Origin of the sequence: Enterococcus sp. DIV1420a, from assembly GCF_051712165.1 — a bacterium.
GTDB lineage: Bacteria > Bacillota > Bacilli > Lactobacillales > Enterococcaceae > Enterococcus > Enterococcus faecalis.
Genome location: NZ_JBIOOI010000002.1, coordinates 966,910 through 985,937 on the forward strand (window position 1 = coordinate 966,910; position 19,028 = coordinate 985,937).

Genomic DNA, 19,028 nt, shown 5'->3' on the forward strand with positions numbered 1-19,028 from the left:
ATTATAAATGAAAATGAAAGTGCTTGAAAAGCAATGCGCTCAGCAAAAATAATTATTTTAAGTGAAAACTATAGTTGTTGCTTTAGCATTCTTTTTAATCATGATAAACTGAGAGAAGTATAGTAGGTCCTGACAGAGGAGGAAACAAATGAAAATTGTGATTATTGGTGCATCATTCGCAGGTATTTCCGCAGCAATTGCTTCAAGGAAAAAATATCCCCAAGCAGAAATTTCTTTAATTGATAAACAAGCAACAGTGGGGTATTTATCTGGTGGCTTAAGTGCGTATTTTAATCATACCATCAATGAATTACACGAAGCACGTTACATAACGGAAGAGGAATTACGTCGTCAAAAGATTCAGTTGCTTTTAAATAGAGAAGTTGTGGCAATGGATGTTGAGAACCAATTGATTGCTTGGACACGAAAGGAAGAGCAACAGTGGTATTCTTATGATAAATTGATTTTAGCGACAGGCGCGAGCCAGTTTTCCACGCAAATTCGTGGTAGTCAAACAGAAAAACTACTCAAATATAAATTTTTATCAGGTGCTTTAGCGGCTGTTCCATTACTGGAAAATAGCCAGACAGTAGCCGTCATTGGTGCAGGACCCATTGGAATGGAAGCTATTGATTTTCTTGTGAAAATGAAGAAAACGGTCCATGTCTTTGAAAGCTTGGAAAATCTATTGCCTAAATATTTTGATAAAGAAATGGTTGCAGAAGTTCAAAAATCTTTGGAAAAACAAGCAGTAATTTTCCATTTTGAAGAAACGGTCCTAGGAATTGAAGAAACAGAAAATGGTATTGTTCTTGAAACAAGCGAACAGAAAATTTCTTGTGACAGTGGGATTTTTGCTTTAAACTTACATCCTCAATTAGCCTATTTGGATAAAAAAATTCAACGGAATCTGGATCAGACAATCGCGGTGGATTCTTATTTACAAACTTCAGTGCCGAATGTTTTTGCCATCGGAGATTGCATTTCAGTTATGAATGAACCAGTCGCGGAAACTTTTTATGCTCCGTTAGTGAACAATGCGGTACGAACTGGCTTAGTAGTCGCCAACAATTTAGAAGAAAAAACACACCGATTCATTGGCTCTTTGCGAACAATGGGAACAAAAGTGGGGGACTATTACCTTGCTAGTACAGGTCTAACCGAAACGGAAGGTTTATTTTTTCCGCAAACACTTGCTTCCATAATTGTTAGACAGCCAGCGCCGCCTCTACAACATGGGACAGAAATTTTAGGCAAATTAATCTATGATAAAGTGACGCAACGGGTCCTTGGTGCACAGCTTTGTTCAAAAAACAATTGTTTAGAAAAAATAAATACGTTAGCATTAAGTATCCAAACAGGTCAGACACTGACAGACCTATTACAAAAAGATTATTTTTATCAACCTTCCTTAACCAATATTTATGATATTACAAATTTGATGGGTGCTTCGGCTTATTGGAGAGAGAACGATGAAAGTTGAGACGTTATTGGAAAAGAAAGCGATGCGACAATTATTAACGGTGCAACAAACCATCTTAGCAGGCGGTACCTGCTCAGTCTCTGATTTAACAGCATTTTTAGCGGTCACAAAAGCCTCCTTTGAAAAAGACTTAGAGGATTTACATTATTTTTTGAAACCTTTTGGACAGGACTGTCAGCTTACTTATGATGGCCAGCAGCTATCAATCACCTTATCGGATTTTTTTTCGTTGAATCATTTAATTGAAGCATTTGTAAAAGAGTCTCTTAAATTTCAACTTTTAGATTATTTATATCGTAATAAAGAGTTTTCTATTGTTCAATTAACGACTAAATTTATGATTAGTGAGTCTTCTTTATTTCGAAAAATTAAAGAACTCAATCAATTGTTAGCCGCCTTTGATTTGCAAATAAAAAATGGACAACTACAGGGAGAAGAATTGCAGATTCGTTACTTTTACTTTCAGTTGTATTGGTATATTACTCCCTATGAAATACACCAGAAAAAAACGATGTCGCCGTTAAATAAACGCATAATTGAAGGGATTGAGACTGGCTTAGGTTTTACTTTTAATGAACATAATGCGCTAAAAGTTAGCCTTTGGTTGAGTATTACGAAAAAGCGCCTAGCGGTCACTTCAAAAAAATATCAACAATTGAGAAAGAAAATGATTGATTTTAAAGAAGATCCGTTATTTAAGCAAGTTCGACAATTGTTTTTCCGTTTTTCTAGTCGCTATTCATTAGAATTAGACGAAGGAGAAAGCATGATTCATTTTGTTTTTCTAATCACAATGTCGGTCTTACCAGAATCAGCTTTTGATGAATATTCCTTAATTCGGGGACGTCGTTCCGCTGTTTCTTTAGCTGATACGTTTATCTTGGAAAATGTGGTCTTGTATTATCGGCCCCATAAATTTGAACCTACTCTTGAGAAAACCATGGCTTACTATTTTTCACAAATTCATGGAAAACTGTATTTTTTTAAAGGAGAATTGGAAGTCTTTGATCGGGCCCATATCTGGGAAAAAGAACAGCAATTATCTAGTCGGGAATTAGCTTCTTTTTCAACAACGTTATTAGAAAAAGCTTTAGCTTGTTTTGATGAAACGTATCAACCAGGAGATAGTTTGCATGAACTTTCTCTGGTCAAATATTTAAGCGTGTTGGCATTAATTGAATTTAAAATGATTGGTGAAATAAAAATTGGAATTCATTTAGCAATGGATGCTCTTTATCAAGCGGCGTTAACACAAGTATTAATGCTCAGTCTTAAAAATATGAATGGCACGCTGGTGGAGAGGTATCAGCCTGAACAAACATATGATTTAATTGTGACCAATTATCAGCAAACGAGCTATCAAGGAACACCGGAAGTCTATGTTTTGTCAGAATTAAGTTCGACCTATGATGTGCAACAATTAAAAAGGAAAATACGCACCTTGCGGGAGAAATAAACAAAAGGTTGGTGTGACGGAAATTGTCTGATCCTCGCACCAGCCTTTTTACAACTAAAAGTCGAAAATTAGGCTTTTTTAAACAAAAATGTTTCTTTTTATTGAAAAATTAGAGATAATAAAAGTATTATTGAAAGCGTTGTCTTTGTTGGTTTTAGTAGAAATCCTTTCAATTTTTTTAAAATAAAAAAAGTTTTTGACATGTTTAGTTAGTCTTTTGTTTGTAAGATAGGGACATAAAGAAAACGATTTCAAAAACGTTTAGGAGGAATTATCATGGCAGAAGAAAAATATATTATGGCGATTGATCAAGGAACGACTAGTTCTCGTGCAATTATTTTTGATAAAAAAGGAAACAAAATTGGTAGTTCACAAAAGGAATTTACTCAATATTTTCCTAATGCAGGCTGGGTGGAACATAATGCCAATGAAATTTGGAATTCTGTTCAATCCGTTATTGCAGGTTCTTTAATTGAGTCAGGAGTGAAACCAACGGATATTGCCGGAATTGGGATTACAAACCAACGGGAAACAACCGTTGTTTGGGACAAAGCAACTGGGTTACCCATTTATAACGCAATTGTTTGGCAATCACGCCAAACGACACCTATTGCTGATCAACTAAAAGAAGATGGCTACAGCGAAATGATTCATGAAAAAACTGGGTTAATCATTGATGCTTATTTCTCAGCAACGAAGGTTCGTTGGATCTTAGATCACGTAGAAGGTGCGCAAGAACGTGCAGAAAATGGAGAATTGATGTTTGGAACAATTGACACTTGGCTCGTTTGGAAATTAACGGGAGATACTCATGTCACTGATTATTCAAATGCAAGTCGGACGATGTTGTTTAATATCCATGATTTAGATTGGGATCAAGAAATTTTGGATCTTTTAAATATCCCACGAGTGATGTTACCGAAAGTCGTTTCGAACTCTGAAGTGTATGGACTAACAAAAAATTACCATTTTTACGGAAGTGAAGTTCCTATCGCTGGGATGGCTGGTGACCAACAAGCCGCCTTATTTGGTCAAATGGCCTTTGAACCTGGGATGGTTAAAAATACCTATGGAACAGGCTCATTTATTGTCATGAACACTGGCGAAGAACCTCAACTTTCTAAAAATAATCTGCTTACCACTATTGGCTATGGCATTAACGGCAAAGTATATTATGCCTTGGAAGGAAGTATCTTCGTGGCTGGTTCAGCGATTCAATGGTTACGAGATGGCTTAAAAATGTTGCAAACGGCTGCTGAATCTGAAGCAGTAGCCAAAGCGTCAACAGGACACAATGAAGTTTATGTGGTTCCGGCATTCACTGGTTTGGGCGCACCATATTGGGATTCACAAGCGCGTGGGGCTGTCTTTGGATTGACACGTGGTACCACGAGAGAAGATTTTGTCAAAGCGACACTTCAAGCAGTTGCGTATCAAGTTCGTGACATTATTGACACGATGAAAGAAGATACAGGCATAGATATTCCCGTCTTAAAAGTAGACGGTGGAGCAGCAAACAATGATTTCTTGATGCAATTCCAAGCAGATATTTTAAACACTGCTGTTCAAAGAGCCCATAACTTAGAAACAACGGCCTTAGGCGCAGCTTTCTTGGCGGGCTTAGCGGTTGGCTTCTGGAAAGACTTAGAAGAAATCAAAGCATTCCAAGAAGAAGGACAACAATTTGAACCAATTATGGCGGAAGAAGAACGAGAAGATTTATATGAAGGTTGGCAACAAGCAGTAGCAGCTACCCAACAATTCAAACGTAAAAATAAGTAAATGGAAAAGGGGAATTTTCTATGACTTTCTCAATAGAAACACGCCGACAATCAATCGACGCTTTAAAAACACAACACTTAGATGTCTTAATTATTGGTGGTGGCATTACTGGCGCAGGCGTTGCTCTGCAAGCCAGTGCCGCTAAAATGAAGACAGGGTTAATTGAAATGCAGGATTTCGCAGAGGGCACCTCTTCACGATCAACCAAATTAGTTCATGGTGGTATCCGCTATTTGAAAACGTTTGACGTGGAGGTGGTAGCAGATACAGTGAAAGAACGAGCCGTCGTTCAATCCATTGCGCCACACATCCCTAAAGCGGATCCCATGTTACTGCCGATTTATGATGAGCCAAATGCAACATTTAATCTATTTTCTGTCAAAATAGCAATGGATTTATATGATCAGTTAGCTGATGTAACAGGTACCAAGTACGCCAACTATCTGTTAACAAAAGACGAGGTTTTGGCACGTGAGCCACAACTAAAAAGTGAAGGTCTACAAGGTGGCGGTGTTTATTTAGATTACCGAAATAATGATGCTCGTTTAGTTATTGAGAATATTAAACAAGCAGTAGCTGACGGGGCGCATGCTGTGAGTCGGGTTCAAGCGGTGGGCTTTTTATACAATGATGAAGGGAAAATTACTGGCATTCAAGCAAAGGACCTACTAACTGACGAAAAGTTTGAGATTCACGCAGATGTTGTGATTAATACTACTGGTCCTTGGTCAGATAAATTAAGAGGCTTAGACAAAAATGATTCATTTACACCACAAATGCGTCCAACCAAAGGGGTTCATTTAGTTGTCGACAAAAGCCGTTTAAATGTTCCTCAACCAACGTATTTTGATACAGGTAAACAAGATGGCCGCATGGTCTTCGTTGTTCCAAGAGAAGAAAAAACATATTTTGGGACGACGGATACAGATTACCATGGAGACTTTCAACATCCAACAGTAGAACAAAGTGATGTGGATTACCTATTGGAAGTAGTCAATAATCGTTATCCAGAGGTACAATTGACAATTGATGATATTGAAGCCAGCTGGGCTGGCTTACGACCTTTAATTTCTGCTAACGGTGGCTCAGATTATAACGGGGGAAACAATGGCAAACTTTCAGATAAAAGTATTGATGAAGTCATTGATGTCGTTGACAGATACCAAAAAAACCAAACAGATAAACGAGAAATTGAAGAAGTCCTAAACCATCTGGAAGACAGTTTGGTGGAAAATAAAGTCAATCCTTCAGCTGTCTCTCGAGGCAGCTCATTGGAAAGATCAGCGGATGGCTTGCTCACTTTGGCTGGTGGGAAATTAACAGATTATCGTAAAATGGCAGAAGGTGCGATGAAAATGATTCAAACCATCTTAGCAGAAGAATACCAGAAAGAATTCACCTTAATAGATTCTAAAAACTATCCAGTTTCAGGCGGGAAATTGAACCCTGCAACGGTAGACGAAGAATTAGAAGCGTTGGCAAAACATGGCGTGTCTAAAGGGTTAAGTGAAAAGGATGCATTATACTTAGCTCATTTATATGGCTCCAACGTACCAACTGTTTTTGAAATGATTGATGATGCCAAAGTAATTCCTGGTTTAACCTTAACAGAAACTGTCTCTTTAAACTATGCGATGGAAGAAGAAATGGCTTTAACACCCGTCGACTTTTTATTGCGACGGACCAACCACTTATTGTTTATGCGTGATCGTTTGGACCAAGTGAAAGCGGGAGTCATTGAAGAAATGGCACAGCATTATCAGTGGACAGCGGAAGAAAGAGCACGACACATTGAAACATTAGAAAAAGTAATTGAAGAATCAGATTTAAAAAATTTGAAAGTAGGGTGAAGAAAAAATGGGAACTTCGATGATGACACAATTATTCGGTGAATTTTTCGGAACGATGATTTTAGTTTTACTAGGGGATGGCGTCTGTGCCGCAGTTAACTTGAAGAAAAGCAAAGCCTTTGCTTCTGGTTGGGTCGTTATTGCTTTAGGTTGGGGCGCTGCTGTTACATTAGCTGTTTACATGTCTGGGTATATGAGTCCAGCGCATTTAAATCCTGCTGTAACAGTTGCGATGGCAATTACTGGAAACTTTGAATGGGGCATGGTTTTACCTTATATCGTAGCTCAAGTCCTAGGCGGTTTTATTGGTGGTTTAGTTGTCTGGTTAGCTTATTTACCCCATTGGAACATTACAGAAGACAAAGGTGCTATTTTAGGAACCTTCGCCACTGGTCCAGCTGTCCGTAACTATCCAGCCAATGTTTTAACAGAAATTATCGGCACATTTGTCTTGGTTTTTGGCTTACTAGCCTTTTCTCAAAACGACTTAGCGGCTGGCATTAACCCAATGCTTGTTGGGATTTTGGTCTTAGGACTAGGTCTATCATTAGGCGGACCTACAGGTTATGCAATTAACCCTGCACGTGATTTAGGACCTCGTTTAGCGCATCAAATTATTCCTGTGAAAACAAAAGGTGATTCCGATTGGGCTTATTCTTGGGTGCCAATTGTGGGACCTATCTTAGGTGCTTCATTAGCTGCAGTAATTTATTTATTCACTATTTAATAAAATGAAATGTAAATAGTTGTTTTAGACAATAAAAAACGCTTGTGAGAAGTAATCAATTCTTGCAAGTGTTTTTTTGCTACATATTAAACCAAAAAAGATTTCCTTAGACATTTAGACAATTTGTCTAAATGCGGAACAGAACAATTTTCCTATATGATACAATAAAAGTGCACAAGTAAGTGGGGGAGTAACATTTCATACTTATTTGTCAATTTTAAGCTGGACAATGTGTTCAGTAATATATACTAATTTAAAAAGGAGTACATGATTTGAATGGGATAATGGTTTTGTTAGTGGGCGCTGGGTACATCGGTTGGGTTATTTATAGAAATGGTCGTACGTATTTCCGTTATAAAAAAAATCTAAAAAAATATCAAACGACGCACCATCTAACGGACAGTGACCTAGAGATGTACCAAAGAATTATGGACGAATTAAAAAAACAAATTATTTATTTAAACGAACTAACGAATAAGTCACGAAATTTAAAAAAAATTGAACAAGTAGAACTGGGTGTTGCTTCCGCTAAGGGCATCTTTAAACACTTAGTGAAGTATCCTGAAGCAATTACTCATTTTAGTGATTTTTTATATCATAAGGTACCAGAGATTTTACGAGCATCAGAACGGTTTTTAAGCATTAAAGAAGATAAATTGTCAACAGAAGAAATAACACTTGCAACCAATGGTATCTTAAGTACCATACGAGTGTTGTCGGAAAGTATCACAGATGATTACGAAAAATTAGTCTCCGAAGCATCTGAGGAAATTGCCTTATCAAAAAAATTAGTGGAGAGAAAAAATGGCTAAACAAAAGAATTTTTATGATATATATGATGCGCTTTTTCAAAAGCCAAAATGGTCGTTTTTTCCTGTCACAAGAACAGACACAGTAAAGCAACTTCCTAACCCAAATAAAAAAGTGGTAAAACCACAGACGAAAAAAAAGAAAAAACAAAAAAAGAACAAAAAAATTATTTGGATAGGCATTGCTGTAGCAATTGGCTTTATAGTATATATTGATCTTGCGGAGAAAGATGATTATTGGGATTACTCCGCTTCATCAGAAGATGTTTATCCTTTAAAAGAAGCTGGACTTACCACAACTGGACCTGTTGATTTAGAAAAACCACTAAAAGTCACAATAGAAGAAAATAAACTTTTATTTAATCAAGGCTATCAAATAGAAATTATCGGCGATGCCGATATTGAAACCAGTGGCGGAAAGAACTTTTTAATTTTACCTTCTACAGAGGAGTATCCAGATACAAAATATCTAGGCAATATCAGTTTTTATGAAAAAAGAGACTATTATACATCGGCAGGTATGTACCTTTCTGGCAATCTTGTCAACAGTCTTTCTGATTATTTGGATACAAGTAAAGAGTTTATCAAAGCATACCCAATTGATAAAATTGCTGATGTACAAACCGGCTATATTTTAAAACGGAATCAAGGATATACAGACATCTCAAAATATTATCTCTTTAAAGATGGGACAGGATTTGAATTAGAAGTCTCTGTTGACCAATTGGAAAAGGTCAAAGATCCCAAAGACTATTCTTCTTTTGTAAAAACATACGCAAAAGAAGTCGCTTTTATAGAAAAAAGTTTTAAATTTGAGTCTACTGATGAGGAATCTCGATAGAGAAAATAGTTTTCAGCTTCAAGTAGCGCCTAGTAACATCTTTGTTGAAAAAATGTAAGAGCCTGAGACAAAAAACACTTTGGATTTTTGTCTCAGGCTTATAAACTGATCAGCGGTGGAAGCGTAGCACTTTAAGGACTGAAGTACGACGTGTACCCACTTACTAGATTGTCTTTGAAGGTAACGTAGAAAAGAACAGCAATATACAAGCGACCTACAAACTATTTTCTGTCAGACTAAAACTGGCAGAAGTGGTTTGTAGGTCGCTTGTTTTCATTATGGTTGGTGAGACAAGTTAGCGCTTGTGGTGTTTGTTTTAATATTGCAAATCAAAAATGGCGATACTTATTTTACTGAAAATTAGTTCCCAATCTTCTCGGGTTAATTCTTCTTCTAAAATGTAAATTCGGTCAATTTCTTTTGGTAAATCAAATAAGGGATAGTCAGTAATCACAATATCACAACTAGAAAAATCGGTTCGTTCAAAAATAATATCCTCACTAAATGCTTGCTTGATTTTCATCATAATAAAGCTAGCAATGTAAAAATCGCGAGAATATGCAACACCAATTTTAATTTTTTTGCGGGGACTATAGTGCTTATAAATTCGTAACAACAATTCACATGTCCAAATTGGGTTCTCCTGATCCTTAAATCTTAGCTGATAAGGGGAATGCGCTGAAAAATTTTGATAAAAAGCATAAATTTCTTTCTGTAAATCTTTTTGATAAGTACTATTTTTATTGACTAAAAAATCTAGAATTGCGGTATTTGGTTGCTGTGAAATAAATAATTGGTTATAGATAATATTTTTAAATAAAATAAGTAAGAAGTAATGACGATCAAATTCACGCATTTTTGGAATTTGAAAAACTTCGCAAAAATTGGTTAATAAAGAATCAACGTAGAAATATTCTGGGCAAGAAATTTCATTTAGAGCAGCCAGTAAATCTTTGGCTCGTTTTGCTGAATCAAAATTATCAATGGCAATGGGTGCAATGATATCTACAACCCGCTGTTGATCTTCTGAAAAATTTGATTGGGAACAAAAAATAGTTTGTTTTGAGTCTGAGAAAAGCCTTAAATAAGGATGTTCTTCAAATTCTTTTTGGAGATCATCTTCACAAGTATATGGAAAGCGATATTTTGCGATGTGTAAAAGTAAATTTAATTTTAGTAGAGAAGCGTGTTCCAAGCGTTCAAGAATTTCTGGTTTAATATGTTGCGTCAGTATATCTTCAAAATAAGTAGAGGTATAACGTGGTAAGGCTAAGGTATTTAAAAAGATGGTCCAGTAGACATCAAGAAAAGCATATAGGACTTGAAATTCAGAACCTGTAATCACTTTACTCGCCGAGGGGGAAAAATGGACGGAAATTCCATACAAACCAAATAGTTTATTAATGTTATTTAACCGTTTGTAAATGTAAGATGAGCTAAAATTAGTTTCTTGACTCACTTTCCAGACAGAATTGTTTTCTTTTTTGATAATTGCTTGAAAAAGAATGAAGTCAGTAGAATGGACACAGTAATAATTAAATAATAAAAAATAGTGGGAAAGAAAATCATTGGAAGTCGTATGTAATGAAATTTTTCCGTGATGGATCTGAATCTCTAAGGTATTTTCAGGAAGGGTTGCTAAGTCTTCTTGAATTTCACGAAGATAAATTGATAAATTTTTAGTAGAAAGATCGAATTTTCGGGCAACACTAGATAAATCAAGGTTCGTTTGTTTTGCTAAGTATAAAAAGACAGCCAATTTTTTTTGTGTTTTCTTTGAAAGTAAAAATGTTTTTATGGCATCTTGTGTTTTGATGAGACTCACTCCTTAGTAATAACTTCTCTTTTATTATAATAGTTCGCCTAATAAATTGTAATAAAAAAGAACAATTCTCATTGGTTTATGAGAAAATAACAAGATATTCAGCAGGAAAACACCTGTGTCAGTCGACACAGGTGTTACGATGAGCAAAAAGAGCGGGTTCTTTTTTTATCAAATAATTTTCCAAAGTGACGTGATCAACTAAAGAATCAATCACCCCTTCTTTAGAAACTGAAAATCCTGCAGCCTGAATTGCTATTTGAATGGCTGCTTCAGTCGGATAACCTTTCGAAAGATAGGAGGCGAGCGCGCTGATAAAGCTGTCACTGGCACCAGTGCTATCCACAGCTATATTTTCTGTTGCAGGGAAATAGTGGCACACTTGGGGTGTTTTTAATAACACGCCTTTTTTTCCTAAAGTAACAATGACATTTTTTACGCCCATTTCTAAGAAGTACGCCGCTTTCTCTTCTAATGTACCAGTATCTGGTTGAAGTTCCAATAATTCATCTTCATTGGGAATGAAAAAATCAACCTTTTCTAGTATATTCACTGGAATATGATGAATAGCAGCTGGTTTTAAAATAATCGGTACCCCTGAATGTTGGGCAATTTCACAAGCTTTCTCTACAGCAGACAAAGGAATTTCTGTTTGAATGAGACAAAAACTGGCATCCATAAATAGGTGTTTTTGCTGTGCGATTTTTTTAGGTGTAAGCGCTGTGTTTGCACCAGGTAAGATTGAAATCATGGAGTCGCCGCTTGTCTCAACATAAATATAAGCTTGACCAGTCTCAGTATCTTGAATACGTGTGATACCATCTGTCGTAACGTGGTATTTTTCTAATTCTTTATATAAGTAATTCGCATCTGTGTCTGAGCCTAAACAACCAATTAAGGTGGCCTGATGGCCCAGTTTGGTTAAGCCAACAGCTTGATTTAATCCTTTTCCGCCGGGGAATTTAGCATAGCTAGACAAAAAATTTGTTTTGCCGTTATGTGGTAAATTTGTTGAATACAGATAATTATCAACGTTTAAACTACCCACTACAATCATTTTGCTATGTGGATTAACACTAGACATGCCTAATGTATTTTTGTGATCTAGCACCAATTTTTCAGCCTCATTAATCAAGGCTGTTTTTTCTTTGCGTTTGTTAAGCAATAATAAGGATAACTTGCTACCAAACGTCTCTGTATCTAATAAGACGGAAGAAATATGATCAGGTAAAAATGAACGATCAATTTTTCGCTTAATTGCGAGTAAAGAGTAATTATCGGGGGTTCGCAAACCGCTCTGCTTTAAAAGCTGTTCCAAAAAAACAGCCTGGGTATAGTCATCAGTAAGGATACCCGTAATCCCATCTGTGATAAGCTGATTACTGAAATCAGCAGGGATAGTAGTTAAAATATTTTCTTTACTAAAGGGTAAATTGACATCAAATAAGGCTTTTTTATAGCCTGCAATAATTGCTTCTTTATATTTTTGGTTAGTGACGAAATAACTAATTTTTTTATGGTTATTCTGTAATAATTCTCGGGTTAAAACATAACTAGCTTCTTCATAAAGCCTCGCTAGAGAAGGCAATTCGTTAGTTGAGTGATTGACGAAATAGTAAGGAATCGTTAATTCTTCTATAAATTTCGCGTATTGTTTACTGTTTTCATTGATTGGGTCCCAAATAATGCCACTGGCTTGTTTTAAAGTTGGCGAGGTAATATTTTTCAGTTCTTGTTCTAAACTACCGTGACTATTTAAAATCAAGCAGTTATAGCCATTTTCTTGAGCTTTATCAATAAAGCTCGTAACCCAAGCCTCAAAAGTTTCATGGCTATTTAATAATAACACGAAGGTTTTTGTAGTACTATTTGTGACGAGATTTGCTGAGTAAGGTGTGTAGTTGTAATCTCGAACGATTTTTAAGACACGCTCACGGGTTTCTTTACTAATAGTTTGATCTTTATTATTTATAATTTTGGATACAGTTGAAGCGGAAACGCCAGCTAATTTTGCAATATCTTTAATATTCATCATTTTCGTCCTTTCACTGAACTCTTTTTTATAGTAAGCATTCTAAAAGCAGAAAGTCAAGAAAAAGCCTAATTATTTATTATTTAGAAATTCTGCTTGACTTTTAATGAAAGCGCTGTTAATCTCAAATTAAGAAAACGTTTCCGGAAATGTTTTTCCTAAATGTGAATGGAGGAAGAAAAATGGATACAAAGAAAAGACCGATCATTATTGATACGGACCCAGGAATTGATGATGCTGTAGCTTTAGCGATTGCACTGAATCATCCTAACCTAGAAGTTCGCTTAATAACGACGGTTGCAGGGAATGTAGATGTAGAAAAAACAACAAATAATGCCTTGAAACTTGTCGATTTTTTTGGGAAAAAGGTTCCTGTAGCCAAGGGGTGTAATTGTCCGTTACTTATTCAATTGGAAGATTCTGCTGAGATTCATGGGGAGACTGGCATGGATGGCTTTGAGTTTCCGCAACCTATCTCTACGTGTTTAGATATTCATGCAGTGGAAGCTATGCGAAAAGAAATTCTGTCTAGTGATGTTCCTTTGACCATTGTTCCAATTGCTGCATTAACGAATATTGCTTTGTTACTGACCCTCTATCCAGAAGTCAAAGAAAATATTGCAGAAATCGTCATGATGGGTGGCTCATTAGCAAGGGGAAATACAAATACAAGTGCCGAATTTAATACGTATGTCGATCCACACGCTGCACAAATTGTTTTCCAATCAGGTGTCCCGCTAACAATGGTAGGATTAGATGTTACAAGTCAAGCTGTGTTAACGAATCATGAAGTAACAGCCATCAGAGCGCTTGGTAGAGTTGGGGAAATGTTTTATGGTCTTTTCCGTCATTATAGAGGCGGCAGTTTAACTACAGGTTTGAAAATGCATGATGTCTGTGCGATTGCCTATTTAACTTCACCAGAATTATTTGAGACAACTGAAACGTTCATTGAAGTTGCTTTGGAAGGTCCAGCTGCGGGAGCTACTGTTGCGGATTTAAAAATGAAGTATCATAAAAACACGAATGCCGTTGCCTGTATAGATGTAAATGTTGAAGCTTTTCAAAAATGGGTTGTCGAAAAAATGAAAGCGGTTAATTAACTGAAGGAGGATAAGTATGATTGAAAGTTTATTGGTATTGGTCGTTTTAGTTGTTGTAGCCTATTTGATTGTAAAAAATTATCATCCCGCACTCAGCTTAATTATTGGTGCGCTTGTTCTACTTGCATGTGCATGGATGTTAGGACATCCCATTTATCCTGCAGGAGAAGGAACCGGTTTTGGATTATTTGATATTTTCTTGAAGTTTAAAGATACAATTATTGCACAAGTGAGTTCAGCAGGAATTGTAATTATGATTCTTTTTGGTTATTCAGGCTATATGAATGCAATCGGGGCCAATCAGATGGCTGTCAACTTTTTGGTGAAACCATTAATGAAGATTAAACGTAAATCGTTATTTGTCCCTGTGGTCTTTTTAATTGGAAATTTAATGTCACTAGTAGTTCCTAGTGCATCAAGCTTAGCGATTATTTTAATGTCTATATTATATCCGATGCTAGCCAGCATGGGGATTTCATCATTAACTGCTGCAGGTGTGATTGCAATGACGGCAACTATCATGCCAACACCTTTAGGCGCGGATAACGTAATCGCCGCAAATACCCTTGGTTATGATGTGTTAAATTATGTTGTATGGAATGCCAAAATTTCGCTGCCATCGTTATTAATCATTGCGGTTGCACAGTACTTCTGGCAAAAATACTGCGATAAAAAAGAAGGTGAGGCTGCCTATGTCTCATTAAATGAAGAAGGCTTAAGCAAACAAAAAGAATTTGATGTTCCTAAATTTTATGCAATATTGCCAATATTACCGCTATTATTAATTGTTGGAGTGGGAATCGCAGGAATGTTTATTAAAGGAATAACGATGGATATTTTTGTTCTTACATTTATTTCTTTCTTCATCGCTGTATTGGTTGAGACGCTTCGCTTGAAATCTTTTAAAAAGGTTCAAGATACAGCTGTCGAGATGTTTAAAGGAATGGGGCAAGGGTTTAGTCAAGTTGTGATGCTTGTCGTAGGCGGTTCATTGTTCACGTCTGCGATTCAAACGTTAGGAATTATTGATAGTATTATGGCATCTGTCGAAGCATCAAGTTCAGCAGGAATTGTCACGACCTTAATTTTCAGCGGTGCAACGACCCTTTTTGGAATTTTAAGCGGTGGTGGACTGGCAATGTTTTATGCGGTTATCGAACTAATCCCTGGAATTGCCGAAAAAGCTGGGATTGATGGCATCTTAATTTCCTTGCCAATGCAGATGATCGCGAATTTAACTAGAACGATTTCTCCTGTAGCAGCAGTTGTCATGATTGTCGCATCAACAGTAGGAGTTAGTCCCATCAGAATTTTAAAACGGACGAGTGTACCGACCATCATTGGCATTATTAGTGTGATTGTCTTGTCGATTCTATTGTTACCTTATTAAGAGAATAAACAATGAAAATTAGAGTGGCTGATGAGAAAGAGTTACCGATGATTTTTCAATTTTTAACAGAAGTAAAGGCATACATGGATGTTGTGGGCATTACACAGTGGACAAAGGACTACCCTTCTCAAGAAGATATCCAAGAAGACATTACAAAAAAACGATTGTATTTGCTAGTGCACGAAGAAATGATTTTTTCAATGGCAACGTTCTGTATGGAGCAGAAACAAGACTTTGTTTGGCTAAAGCGCTTTGCAACTTCGCCTAATTATATTGCCAAGGGTTATGGCAGTTTATTGTTCCATGAATTGGAGAAACGGGCAGTCTGGGAAGGAAGACGTAAAATGTATGCTCAAACTAATCATACAAACCATAGAATGATTCGATTTTTCGAAAGTAAAGGGTTCACAAAAATTCATGAATCTTTACAAATGAATCGCTTAGACTTTGGCTCTTTTTATTTATACGTTAAAGAATTGGAGAACCAATCCATCGTTTAAAATAAGAAAACAGGAGTCAGATGCAAAAATTATTTAGCATCTGACTCCTGTTATTTTCCAAGGAAATAGTCAACTTAATTATACAAATAAAACACAAACACATTCGGGAACAGCAACATCTTTTTGAATCATTTCTAATAAGCCTGTTTCTTGGTTCCGACGATAAAGTGTTAAGTTATCAGAGTCTTGATTAGCGACAACGATGAAATCTTCAGAAGGATCTAAATCGAAATCTCTTGGAATATCGCCTTCTGTTGAAATTAATTGAATTCGTTCAATCGCTTCGCCGTTTTCTGAAACAGCATAGACAGCAATCGAGTTATGGCCACGGTTTGAAGCATAAAGGAAACGGCCATCAGAAGAAATACGAATTGCAGCACCACCATTAAACGCATCATAATCAGCAGGTAAAGTAGAAACCTTTTGTAATTCAGTGAAAGAACCATCTGTTTCATCATATGAAAGAACTGAAACAGTGCTATCTAATTCACCAAATAAATAAGCCAATGATTTTGTTGGATGGAACACTAAATGACGTGGACCAGTCCCTGGCTCAGTCACGAATTGAGCGATTTCAGAAAGCTTTCCATCTAAGCTAACATTATACGTATACACACGATCGGTTCCTAGATCACAGACGACTAAGCGTTGATCAGGCGTCAAATCTGTGTAATGAACATGGGCATTGTTTTGGTTTTCATGAGGACCAGTTGGCTCTGTATGAATCACTTTGTCAGCATCTTCCAAAGAACCATCTTCTAAGATACGATACACGTGAACGATACCTTGGTGATAATTTGCTGCATAGACAAGTTGTCGGTTTTCGTCAACAGCTACATAACATGGCGGCGCACCTTCCTCAGTTACTTTATTCAATAAGTTAAAATGGTCCATTTCTGGTTGATAAGCGGCAGTGCCACCTTCACCGTCAACACTAGTGACGCTAAAAAGTTCGCCCTTTTGACTCAGAGCAAGATAGGTAGGACTCGTTTCTTCTAACAAAAGTGTCGCTTCTGTTAAACGACCTTGTGTCGTATCTAATGCAATTTTATAAATGCCTTGGCTGGCTCTTCGAGTATAGGTACCTAGTAAAATTTGTTCTAACATCACAATTCCTCCAATTTGTTTCAACACAATCACTTTTTATGAAAGTGCTTTTATATAATGTAGTATACCATAAGAAGTCTAAGAACAATAAAACTTTCTATCTGAGATGTTCGCATTTTAAAGTGGTTTGTGCTATTATGATGAGAGACTGTGATGACAGTCATTTTTTGATTTTTAGAGGGGTGACGAACATGTACGACAATACGGATAATAACGGGACCGTTCGTTGTTCATTTTGTGGGAAAACACAAGAAGAAGTAAAAAAAATTGTTGCTGGTCCGGGTGTCTATATTTGTAATGAATGTATTGATCTATGTAAAGAGATTATTGATGAAGAATTTTATGATGAAGCAGTCCGAGAATTAACGGATGTGCCAAAACCCCAAGAAATTTTAAATGTTTTAAATGAATATGTTATTGGACAAGAACGTGCAAAACGCACACTTTCTGTTGCTGTTTACAATCACTATAAACGTGTAAATCAATCAGAAACAGCTGCAACTCAAGATGACGTTGAATTGCAAAAAAGTAACATTTGTTTAATTGGACCAACAGGTTCAGGTAAAACTTTCTTGGCTCAAACGTTAGCAAAAACATTAAATGTACCTTTTGCAATCGCTGATGCGACCAGTTTAACAGAAGCAGGTTATGTAGGGGAAGATGTTGAAAATATCCTTTTAAAATTACTACAATCTGCTGACTATAATGTTGAACGTGCGGAAAAGGGCATTATCTATATTGATGAGATTGATAAAATTGCCCGTAAGAGTGAAAATGTTTCGATTACTCGAGATGTTTCAGGTGAGGGTGTTCAACAAGCCTTACTAAAAATTCTTGAAGGAACAGTTGCAAGTGTACCACCACAAGGGGGCCGCAAACATCCACATCAAGAATTTATCCAAATTGACACAACGAATGTTCTCTTCATCGTTGGTGGAGCATTTGATGGAATTGAAACCATTGTTAAAAACCGCTTAGGCGAAAAAACTATTGGTTTTGGTAAAACCAATTCTGCTTTAAATGAAGAAGAAAGCATCATGCAACATATTATTCCAGAAGATTTATTGAAATTTGGTTTAATTCCAGAATTTATTGGACGCTTACCTGTAATGGCTGCGCTTGATAAATTAACGAATGATGACTTGGTTCGAATTTTAACAGAACCGAAGAATGCCTTGGTGAAACAATATCAAAAATTATTGTCTCTTGATGACACTAAATTAGAATTTGAACCAGAAGCATTAAAAGCCATCGCAGCCAAAGCCATTGAACGTAATACTGGCGCACGGGGACTTCGTTCAATCATTGAAGAAATTATGATGGACGTAATGTTTGATGTTCCTTCAGATGAAAGCATTGAAAAAGTTATCATTACTAAAATGGCCGCTGAAGGTACCGGTAAACCAACAATTATTTATAACAAAAAAGATAAAGAAGCTGTATAAGATTGAAGCTGAAAACAGCTCTTTCGGCGGATCTCCGAAAGAGCTGTTTTTGTTAAGCTTTTGAATGAAAGACTGAACAGAAGAACGGAGGAAAACAATGAACGTACATAATGCAGAAATCGTGATTAGTGCGGTATCCCCTAAACAATATCCTGAATCTCAGTTACCGGAGATTGCTTTAGCTGGACGCTCGAACGTTGGGAAATCATCTTTTATTAATACCTTGATTAATCGTAAAAATTTAGCAAGAACTTCAGGTAAACCTGGTAAAACGCAAACGCTAAACTTTTATTTAATTGAGGATGCCTTACACTTTGTGGATGTTCCTGGCTATGGTTATGCCAAAGTTTCTAAAACAGAACGTGCGAAGTGGGGAAAAATGATTGAAACGTATATCACGCAACGTGAGCAATTACGTGCAGTCGTTTCTTTAATTGATTTACGTCATCCGCCGACCCAAGATGATATCCAAATGTATGAATTTTTGAAATACTATGATTTGCCAGTTATTATTGTGGCAACTAAGGCAGACAAAATTCCGCGGGGCAAATGGAACAAACACGAGAGTGTCATCAAAAAAGCCTTGAATTTTGATAAACAAGATGACTTTATTATTTTCTCTTCTGAAACAAAAGAAGGAAAAGAAGCAGCTTGGACAGCAATTGAAAAATTTCTATAGAA

15 protein-coding genes are annotated in these 19,028 nt (G+C 36.4%); 12 read left to right on the forward strand and 3 right to left on the reverse strand.

Annotation, left to right across the window (positions count from 1 at the left end; all coding sequences use genetic code 11):
* Positions 1 to 148: 148 nt before the first annotated feature.
* The 7 genes from IGI80_RS15995 (at position 149) to IGI80_RS16025 (ending at position 8,948) form a co-directional block, all read left to right on the forward strand.
* On the forward strand, positions 149 to 1,483 hold the full coding sequence (locus IGI80_RS15995; RefSeq protein ID WP_231432764.1) for an FAD-dependent oxidoreductase: 1,335 nt from the start codon (positions 149 to 151) through the stop codon (positions 1,481 to 1,483).
* Positions 1,473 to 2,939 (forward strand): helix-turn-helix domain-containing protein, encoded by a 1,467-nt coding sequence (locus IGI80_RS16000; protein ID WP_174121263.1) that lies wholly within the window; start codon positions 1,473 to 1,475, stop codon positions 2,937 to 2,939. Before IGI80_RS15995 ends, IGI80_RS16000 begins: the two co-directional genes overlap by 11 nt.
* Before the next feature lie 276 nt (positions 2,940 to 3,215).
* Complete coding sequence (gene glpK, locus IGI80_RS16005) at positions 3,216 to 4,721, forward strand: glycerol kinase GlpK (RefSeq protein WP_002357138.1); 1,506 nt, start codon at positions 3,216 to 3,218, stop codon at positions 4,719 to 4,721.
* Positions 4,722 to 4,741: 20 nt separating this feature from the next.
* The gene (gene glpO / locus IGI80_RS16010; RefSeq protein WP_002370986.1) at positions 4,742 to 6,571 is read left to right on the forward strand and encodes a type 1 glycerol-3-phosphate oxidase; all 1,830 of its coding nucleotides are present in this window, start codon (positions 4,742 to 4,744) and stop codon (positions 6,569 to 6,571) included.
* Positions 6,572 to 6,578: 7 nt separating this feature from the next.
* Positions 6,579 to 7,298 carry an MIP/aquaporin family protein gene (locus IGI80_RS16015; RefSeq protein ID WP_002357140.1) on the forward strand — a complete coding sequence of 240 codons (720 nt, stop codon included), beginning with the start codon at positions 6,579 to 6,581 and terminating at the stop codon, positions 7,296 to 7,298.
* 284 nt (positions 7,299 to 7,582) lie between these two features.
* Positions 7,583 to 8,110: a 5-bromo-4-chloroindolyl phosphate hydrolysis family protein gene (locus tag IGI80_RS16020; RefSeq protein ID WP_002390303.1), complete on the forward strand. Its 528-nt coding sequence runs from the start codon at positions 7,583 to 7,585 to the stop codon at positions 8,108 to 8,110.
* The gene (locus tag IGI80_RS16025) at positions 8,103 to 8,948 is read left to right on the forward strand and encodes a hypothetical protein (protein ID WP_010708798.1); all 846 of its coding nucleotides are present in this window, start codon (positions 8,103 to 8,105) and stop codon (positions 8,946 to 8,948) included. The genes IGI80_RS16020 and IGI80_RS16025 overlap by 8 nt, the downstream gene beginning before the upstream one ends.
* 316 nt (positions 8,949 to 9,264) lie before the next feature.
* Here the strand turns inward: IGI80_RS16025 and IGI80_RS16030 are convergent, their stop codons facing one another.
* The gene (locus tag IGI80_RS16030; RefSeq protein WP_002357145.1) at positions 9,265 to 10,773 is read right to left on the reverse strand and encodes a helix-turn-helix domain-containing protein; all 1,509 of its coding nucleotides are present in this window, start codon (positions 10,771 to 10,773) and stop codon (positions 9,265 to 9,267) included.
* A 118-nt stretch (positions 10,774 to 10,891) separates the two neighbouring features.
* Positions 10,892 to 12,805, reverse strand: coding sequence for a PfkB family carbohydrate kinase (locus IGI80_RS16035; protein ID WP_438724170.1), 1,914 nt, complete (start codon positions 12,803 to 12,805; stop codon positions 10,892 to 10,894).
* Between the two features lie 146 nt (positions 12,806 to 12,951).
* Between IGI80_RS16035 and rihC the strand changes: the two genes are divergently transcribed.
* The 3 genes from rihC to IGI80_RS16050 are packed head-to-tail and all read left to right on the forward strand — an operon-like array spanning position 12,952 to position 15,795.
* A complete protein-coding gene (gene rihC / locus IGI80_RS16040; RefSeq protein WP_002383111.1) occupies positions 12,952 to 13,905 on the forward strand; it encodes a ribonucleoside hydrolase RihC in 954 nt (317 codons plus the stop codon).
* Positions 13,906 to 13,921: 16 nt separating this feature from the next.
* Entirely contained in the window at positions 13,922 to 15,295 is a 1,374-nt protein-coding gene (dcuC, locus tag IGI80_RS16045; RefSeq protein WP_002360057.1) for a C4-dicarboxylate transporter DcuC, read from the forward strand.
* Between the two features lie 11 nt (positions 15,296 to 15,306).
* On the forward strand, positions 15,307 to 15,795 hold the full coding sequence (locus IGI80_RS16050) for a GNAT family N-acetyltransferase (protein ID WP_438724171.1): 489 nt from the start codon (positions 15,307 to 15,309) through the stop codon (positions 15,793 to 15,795).
* A gap of 78 nt (positions 15,796 to 15,873) precedes the next feature.
* Here the strand turns inward: IGI80_RS16050 and IGI80_RS16055 are convergent, their stop codons facing one another.
* Positions 15,874 to 16,902, reverse strand: coding sequence for a lactonase family protein (locus IGI80_RS16055; protein ID WP_002357153.1), 1,029 nt, complete (start codon positions 16,900 to 16,902; stop codon positions 15,874 to 15,876).
* A gap of 191 nt (positions 16,903 to 17,093) precedes the next feature.
* Between IGI80_RS16055 and clpX the strand changes: the two genes are divergently transcribed.
* Entirely contained in the window at positions 17,094 to 18,347 is a 1,254-nt protein-coding gene (gene clpX / locus IGI80_RS16060; RefSeq protein ID WP_002357154.1) for an ATP-dependent Clp protease ATP-binding subunit ClpX, read from the forward strand.
* Positions 18,348 to 18,444: 97 nt separating this feature from the next.
* Positions 18,445 to 19,026 carry a ribosome biogenesis GTP-binding protein YihA/YsxC gene (yihA, locus tag IGI80_RS16065; protein ID WP_002357155.1) on the forward strand — a complete coding sequence of 194 codons (582 nt, stop codon included), beginning with the start codon at positions 18,445 to 18,447 and terminating at the stop codon, positions 19,024 to 19,026.
* The last annotated feature ends 2 nt before the right edge of the window (positions 19,027 to 19,028 follow it).